Source organism: Novosphingobium naphthalenivorans NBRC 102051, assembly GCF_001590985.1.
Lineage (GTDB): Bacteria > Pseudomonadota > Alphaproteobacteria > Sphingomonadales > Sphingomonadaceae > Novosphingobium > Novosphingobium naphthalenivorans.
In genome coordinates this window covers 1-6,158 of sequence record NZ_BCTX01000142.1, presented here as the reverse complement: position 1 = coordinate 6,158, position 6,158 = coordinate 1, and the positions used below count along the sequence as shown (strand labels likewise).

At 66.6% G+C, this 6,158-nt stretch carries 7 protein-coding genes; 5 read left to right on the top strand and 2 right to left on the bottom strand.

Annotated features, from left to right (window positions below):
* Positions 1-14: 14 nt before the first annotated feature.
* Complete coding sequence (locus NN5_RS23760; protein WP_067739027.1) at positions 15-602, bottom strand: YceI family protein; 588 nt, start codon at positions 600-602, stop codon at positions 15-17.
* Between the two features lie 266 nt (positions 603-868).
* Positions 869-2,515: a DUF1963 domain-containing protein gene (locus tag NN5_RS23755; RefSeq protein WP_067739024.1), complete on the bottom strand. Its 1,647-nt coding sequence runs from the start codon at positions 2,513-2,515 to the stop codon at positions 869-871.
* Between the two features lie 121 nt (positions 2,516-2,636).
* Here NN5_RS23755 and NN5_RS23750 point away from each other — a divergent pair, with 121 nt between their 5' ends.
* From NN5_RS23750 to truB, 5 genes are all read left to right on the top strand, one after another.
* The gene (locus tag NN5_RS23750; protein ID WP_067739021.1) at positions 2,637-3,227 is read left to right on the top strand and encodes a thymidine kinase; all 591 of its coding nucleotides are present in this window, start codon (positions 2,637-2,639) and stop codon (positions 3,225-3,227) included.
* Between the two features lie 149 nt (positions 3,228-3,376).
* Complete coding sequence (locus NN5_RS23745; protein ID WP_067739018.1) at positions 3,377-4,297, top strand: sulfotransferase family protein; 921 nt, start codon at positions 3,377-3,379, stop codon at positions 4,295-4,297.
* Between the two features lie 48 nt (positions 4,298-4,345).
* Positions 4,346-5,032 carry a site-2 protease family protein gene (locus NN5_RS23740; RefSeq protein WP_067739033.1) on the top strand — a complete coding sequence of 229 codons (687 nt, stop codon included), beginning with the start codon at positions 4,346-4,348 and terminating at the stop codon, positions 5,030-5,032.
* Positions 5,033-5,150: 118 nt separating this feature from the next.
* A complete protein-coding gene (locus NN5_RS23735; protein ID WP_245656683.1) occupies positions 5,151-5,567 on the top strand; it encodes a DUF6491 family protein in 417 nt (138 codons plus the stop codon).
* A 49-nt stretch (positions 5,568-5,616) separates the two neighbouring features.
* The coding region (gene truB / locus NN5_RS23730) for a tRNA pseudouridine(55) synthase TruB (RefSeq protein ID WP_157081308.1) at positions 5,617-6,158 on the top strand (542 nt) is incomplete at its 3' end.

Here is a 6,158-nt window from a genome sequence, read left to right as displayed (position 1 = left end):
CTAGGGCGCCGTCGCTAAGACGGAACCATCCGCGTCCTGATCGTGATGTCGACTTTCCGGCCGACGACGAGCGACCACGCGGTCATGCCATAAGCGCGGCGGTCGATCCGCATCGTGCCGGTCAGCTGGATCGGGCGTGACCCCAGCGTTTCGGCCGGCGGTTCGCTGAACGTGACGTGGAGCGTTTCCGGGCGGGTCACGCCGCGCACGGTCAGTTTCCCGGTGATCTCTGCCGTCTGCCCGGCCGTCATGCGCAGCGTCTCGCCGGAAAAGGTGACGGTGGGATAGTGCGCGACATCGAAGAAATCTTCGCCCTTGAGCCGCTTCAGCGTGAGCGCATCGCCCGCTTGCAGCCTCCGCGCGTCCAGCGTCACGTCGAGCGCTATGGCGCTTGTCGGCGCTGTAGTGGCGGCATCGGGCAGGGAAAGCCTGCCCATGACCGCGGGAAATTGCGCCGTCTTGCTGGACAGGCCGAGAAACGCGACCCGTGCATTCACGCCGCTGGCTTCGGGATCGATCCGGTAGCGCCACGGCCCGGGCGGAGCCGCGGCCATGAGGACGATGGACAGGATCGCCGAGACGATTCCCGTTCTGCGGCGCATGGGTCTCCCTTCGGATTACAGTTGCCCGGCAGGCTGCGCTGCAAAGCCGCGTCTGTCAATGAAAGCGGGTAAGCTGACAAAGGTGCGGCCGGCTTGCTAGTCACCTGAATTGGAAGTTCGTGTCGCTATTCCCCGTCATCCCCGCGAAGGCGGGGATCCCGCTTCTGGCAGCGTAGCGTAAGAAAGAGCAGCGGGGCCCCCGCTTTCGCGGGGGCGACGAATGATGAGGTGAACTTTGTTTCCACCACAACAGGCCGGATTGGCGTTCAGGCGCTTCCGAAAGTCAGCTGCGCGGCATCCCATTTGCCGGCTGCGGCATCGGCCCGGCTGATCCAGAACTGGAACAGGCCGACGTCGCTCCAGCGCCATTCCATCATGTCGTCATAGGCGAGCTGCAGCAGCAGGATGTCGTCCCTGTGCTCCTCGCGGCTGGCGGACTTGCCGCCGGCGAGACCGAACATCTGGTGCTGGTCCATCACTGGCAGGCGGTATTCGCGGTTGATCCGCACGAGCTGGTCCTCGGGCATGGCATCAAGCGCTTCGGACGTGTCGGTCATCATCGTCCGCAGCGAAAGCGTGGCCAGTTCGCCGGTCGAGTGCGGTGCGTGGTGCCGGGTGACATCGCCGTAGCTGGCGTGGAGCTCGGCCAGGAAATCCTCGATCACGGCGCGTTCCTCATTGTCGAGCCGCTGCCATGTGTCGCGGTCGGTGACGAACAGGTCGATGGCGGCGATCATGTCGGGCAAGCCGTCGCGCTGCGCCTCGATCGCGGCGAGCGCCGCGCGCCTGCGGGCCAGTTCCTCGCGGGCGGCGGCGATGCGGATACCGTCCGCGTCGCCGCCGGCTTCGAGCGCTGCCAGCGCCGTCTCGGCCTGTTGCAGGCTGTCGCGCCGGAGCGAGACGAGCCGTGCCGCGCCGTCCAGTGCGGAATGGAGCTGATCGGCCAGGTGATTAACCCCGTGCCACCACAGCGGGGGCGCCGCCGGGCCGCCATCCTCCGCGGAGAATGCGGCACTGCGCGGGGCGGCGTGCTGTGCCAGCAGGTTGCCCATGGCGTCCCCGATCGCCTTGCCGAGCGCGGGATCGCGAGGGTCGCGAAGCTCCGCGGGCAGATCCAGCACGACGGGTTCGACCGGCCAGAACGGGAAGAACGGACGGCTGAGGCGCGTGGGCTGGGCGGGGAAGGGATATCCGCCCTCGTCGAACGCGGCGGGCAGATCGTCGGGCACTTCGGAAAAGGCCTGCTCCCCGGCGGGCAGGTGAAGAACCGTGCCGGTGCCCAGAAAGAACGCGAGCGACCCGGTGCGGGGCAGCGGGCTTTCCGGGCAGGCGGCGGCCAGTTCCGCAAGGTCGATCTGGGCGGCGAAGGGCAGGGGAGTACCGCTGGCGTCACGGGGCCATGCGGCCTGGCCCAGCTTGGGCAGGCCGCCGAGCCAGCTCTTGTCGTCAAACCAGTCGCGCGTGCGATCGCGCGGCTTGCGCACGAGAACGACGGGGCGCGGGGGCGGGGTATCCGCCGCTGCGGCGGGCAGTGTCCGGCTGGTTTCGCCCGCGGTGCGGCGGCGCAGGCTGGCAATCCTGTCTTCGGATGACAGCGGTTCGGGAGTCCAGACCGGCCCCGGCGCGGTGTCCGCCTGTTTTTGCCGGCGCTTGACCGGCTTGGGCGCCTTCGCAGCGGGGCGCGGTGCAGTGCGGTCGCGCAAGGCCATGAACGTGAGAAGGGAAAGTACCAGGCCCAGTGCCAGAACGCCCAGCACGGCTCCGCTGCGCCCGGCGATCGCGATCAGGCTGGTCGCCGCGGCATCGAGCGCGGTGAAGGGGCCGCCCGTGATCGAATGCGGTGATGCGGCGACGTAGGCAGCCGCTCCGGCAGCGATGGCGAGCACCGCGACCATGGCCATGATTCTCTTCATTCCTGACTCCCCCGCACCATCGCGCGTTTCCCTACAGGATGCATGGTTAATGTCATTCATACGGGGAGAACTACGGGCAATCCCGTGCATGGTGCAGCAGGCGGTGTTATCCCCAGCTACGATGGCCAAGCTCTATTTTTATTATGCCAGCATGAATGCGGGCAAGTCCACCACGCTGCTGCAGGCGAATTTCAATTACCACGAGCGCGGTATGCGCACGATGCTGTGGACGGCGGCTATCGACGATCGCAGCGGGCCACGCGGCGAGGGTCATGCGATCGAAAGCCGCATCGGTCTGCACGCGGGCGCCTGCCGCTTCACCGCGGACACGGATATCCTGGCCAAAGTGCAGGCGGTCCATGCGGTGGAACCCTTGTCCTGCGTGCTGGTGGACGAGGCGCAGTTCCTGACGGCGGAGCAGGTCTGGCAGTGCGCGGACATCGCCGACCGGGTGGGCATTCCGGTGCTGTGCTATGGCCTGCGCACCGACTTTCGCGGAGAGCTGTTTTCCGGCTCGGCGGTCCTGCTCGGCATTGCCGATACCTTGGTGGAGCTCAAGGCGGTCTGCCATTGCGGGCGCAAGGCCTCGATGAACCTGCGGGTCGATGCGGAAGGCCGGGCCGTCGCCGAGGGGGCGCAGACCGAAATCGGCGGGAACGATCGCTATGTGGCGCTGTGCCGGCGCCATTTCAGCGAGGCGCTGGGGCGCTGAGCCGGATGTTTCCGGGCTGTCCCGGGGCTGCGGCCGGGCGGGGTGTTTTGCGAAACGATCCGGAATCTTGTAGCAACATACGGAAATTTTATTGCAACGTCTTCGGTCAAAAATCGCTCTAATAACGAAACGGGTGCGGAGCGGGTCGCATGCAGAACACGATTGTCCATCTGGGCTACCACAAGACGGCGACGACATGGCTGCAGAAGCAGGTGTTTCCGCGCGCCACCAGCCATGACTATGTGCCGCGCAAGACGGTGCAGGACGCTTTCATTGCGCCTTCGGGCCTGCACTTCTGCCCGGACAGGGCGCGTGAGGTGCTGTCGCTGAACGGGCGCAACCGGCCGGTCCTGCTCAGCGAGGAAAACCTCTCCGGCTATATTCACAATGGCGGCCTGCACGGCTTTCTGGCTCCGGAAATGGCGCGGCGGATCAAGGCCGTCTTTCCCGATGCGCGGATCGTGATGTTCATCCGCAACCAGTTCGACATCTGCCGGGCCAGCTATGCGCAATATGTGTCGGGTGGCGGGACCTGGGGGCCGAAACGCTATTTCGAGACCACGCGCTATGTGCGCGGGGCGCTCACCCGGCCGTGGAAAGCACCGGTCTTCGAATTCGAGCACTTCGAGTATGATCGCCTCGTGGCGCATTACGATGCTCTGTTCGGGCGCGAGCAGGTGCACGTCTATCCCTATGAATGGTTGCGGGACCGCGCTTCGCTGATTGCCCGGATGGAAAGCGATCTCGGCCTGTCGCTGGAAGACCTGCCGCCCGAGGGTTCGCGCGCGAACCGCTCGCTGGGCGCGGCCGGGCTGACGGCGATGCGCGCGGTGAACCTGTTCACGCGCCAGTCGGTGGTGAACAAGGACCGCATCATCGACTTGCCGGGCGGGCAGGTCATGCGCCACGGCGCCAAGTGGCTGGTCGGCCGGGTGCCGGTGATCAACCGCAGGCCCGCACGCCTTTCCGGGCGCCTGCGCGAGCGCATTGCCGAGCACTATCCGCAAAGCAACCGGCGGCTGATGGCGCTGCGCGACCTGCCGCTGGAGGAACTCGGCTATCCGGTCTGACCGGAAGGCGCCATTGCGGGGAGCGTGCGCCGTGCCTAGATGGGGTACATGAACGACACTGTGCTGCAGATCGCGGCGATCATCCTTCCCCTTATCATCGCCATCGTCTTCCATGAAGTGGCGCACGGCTGGGTGGCGCTGATGCTGGGCGATCCGACCGCGCGCGAGCAGCGGCGGCTCAGCCTCAATCCGCTGCGCCATGTCGATCCCTTTGGCACGCTGATCGTGCCCGGCCTGCTGTGGCTGACCACGCATACGGCGTTCGGCTGGGCCAAGCCGGTGCCGGTCAACAAGTGGCGGCTGCGCGATCCGCGGCGGGGCATGATGGCGGTCGCCGCCGCGGGCCCGGCGATGAACCTCGTGCTGGCGGCGGCCGGGGCCGTGCTGCTGGGGCTGCTGTTCCGTTTCGCCGGGAGCAGCGAGGCGGCCGGGCTCGTGTTCCTGGCGCAGAACCTCGGCAACTTCATCGCGATCAACCTGTTCCTGGCCTTCTTCAACCTGCTGCCGATACCGCCTTTCGACGGATCGCATATCGTCGAAGGGCTGCTGCCGCGCAGCGCGGCGCGCACCTATGCGCGGCTGCGGCCCTATGGCATCATGCTGGTTCTGGTGGTGCTGCTGGTCATCCCGCGGCTGTTTCCGGGTTGGGGGATCATCGAGCGCATGGTGCTGCCGCCAGTGGCGTGGCTGGGCGGTTTCTATGAGAATCTGGTGCGGCTCGTCGCGGGCATCTGAGCGCCGGTTCGCGGTCATTCACGCAGCCGTCAGGTTTGTATCACTTTGTCCCGTGCGCCTTGCGCAGCGGGCCGGCCGTGACGATCTCGGGCTGGCGGGGAACACAGGAAAGGATCCGATGATGAAGCCCCTTTCTCTCCTCCTCCCGGTGGCCCTGCTGGCCGCAGCGCCGTTTCCGGCGATGGCCGAACCGGCCCAGTCCCAGTCCCAGCCGGAGTCGCAGTCACAGCCGCAGGCATCCAAGCGGCAGGCCGAAGCTTCCATCCCCTTCGCCAATCACGGCGGCGTGTGGGACTGGAGCGCGGAAGGCAACCACACGCTCTATTTCCAGGACAGCCGCCGGAACTGGTACAAGGCCGAGCTGATGGGCTTTTCGCCCGATCTCCCCTTCGTGACGTTCATCGGCCTCGATACGCGGCCCAACGGGACGCTCGACCGGTGGAGCGCGGTCTATATCCACGGGCAGCGCTATCCGTTGACCTCTTTCGTGAAAGTCGATGGCCCGCCGGTAAAGCATACGAAGAAGGCGAAGTAAGCCTGCCCGCGCCGTTGACCAAAGCCGATGCGGCGCACATGGGGGCGCGATGACGCTCCCCCCGCTTCCCGCACCGCACGGCTGGATCATTCTCGACAAACCCATCGGGCTCGGCTCGACCCAGGCCGTGGCCGCCGTGAAACGCAATCTGCGCGAAGCGGGATACGGCAAGAAAGTGAAAGTCGGCCACGGCGGCACGCTCGATCCGCTGGCCTCGGGGATTCTCCCGGTGGCCGTGGGCGAGGCGACGAAGCTGACCGGGCGGATGCTCGATGCCAGCAAGATCTATGAGTTCACGGTCCGCTTCGGCGAGGAGACCGATACGCTGGACTTGGAAGGCGCGGTGATCGCCACCAGCGCGGTGCGGCCCACGCGCGAGCAGGTGCAGGCAGTGCTGCCGCGCTTCACCGGGCCGATCGAGCAAGTGCCGCCGGCCTATTCGGCGCTCAAGGTTGACGGGCAGAGGGCCTACGATCTGGCGCGGGCGGGCGAAGAGGTGGCGCTGAAGGCGCGGCAGGTGGAGATATTCGAACTTGAGTTCCTCCCCGAGCTTGCCTCGGGGAGGGGGACCGCGCGAAGCGTGGTGGAGGG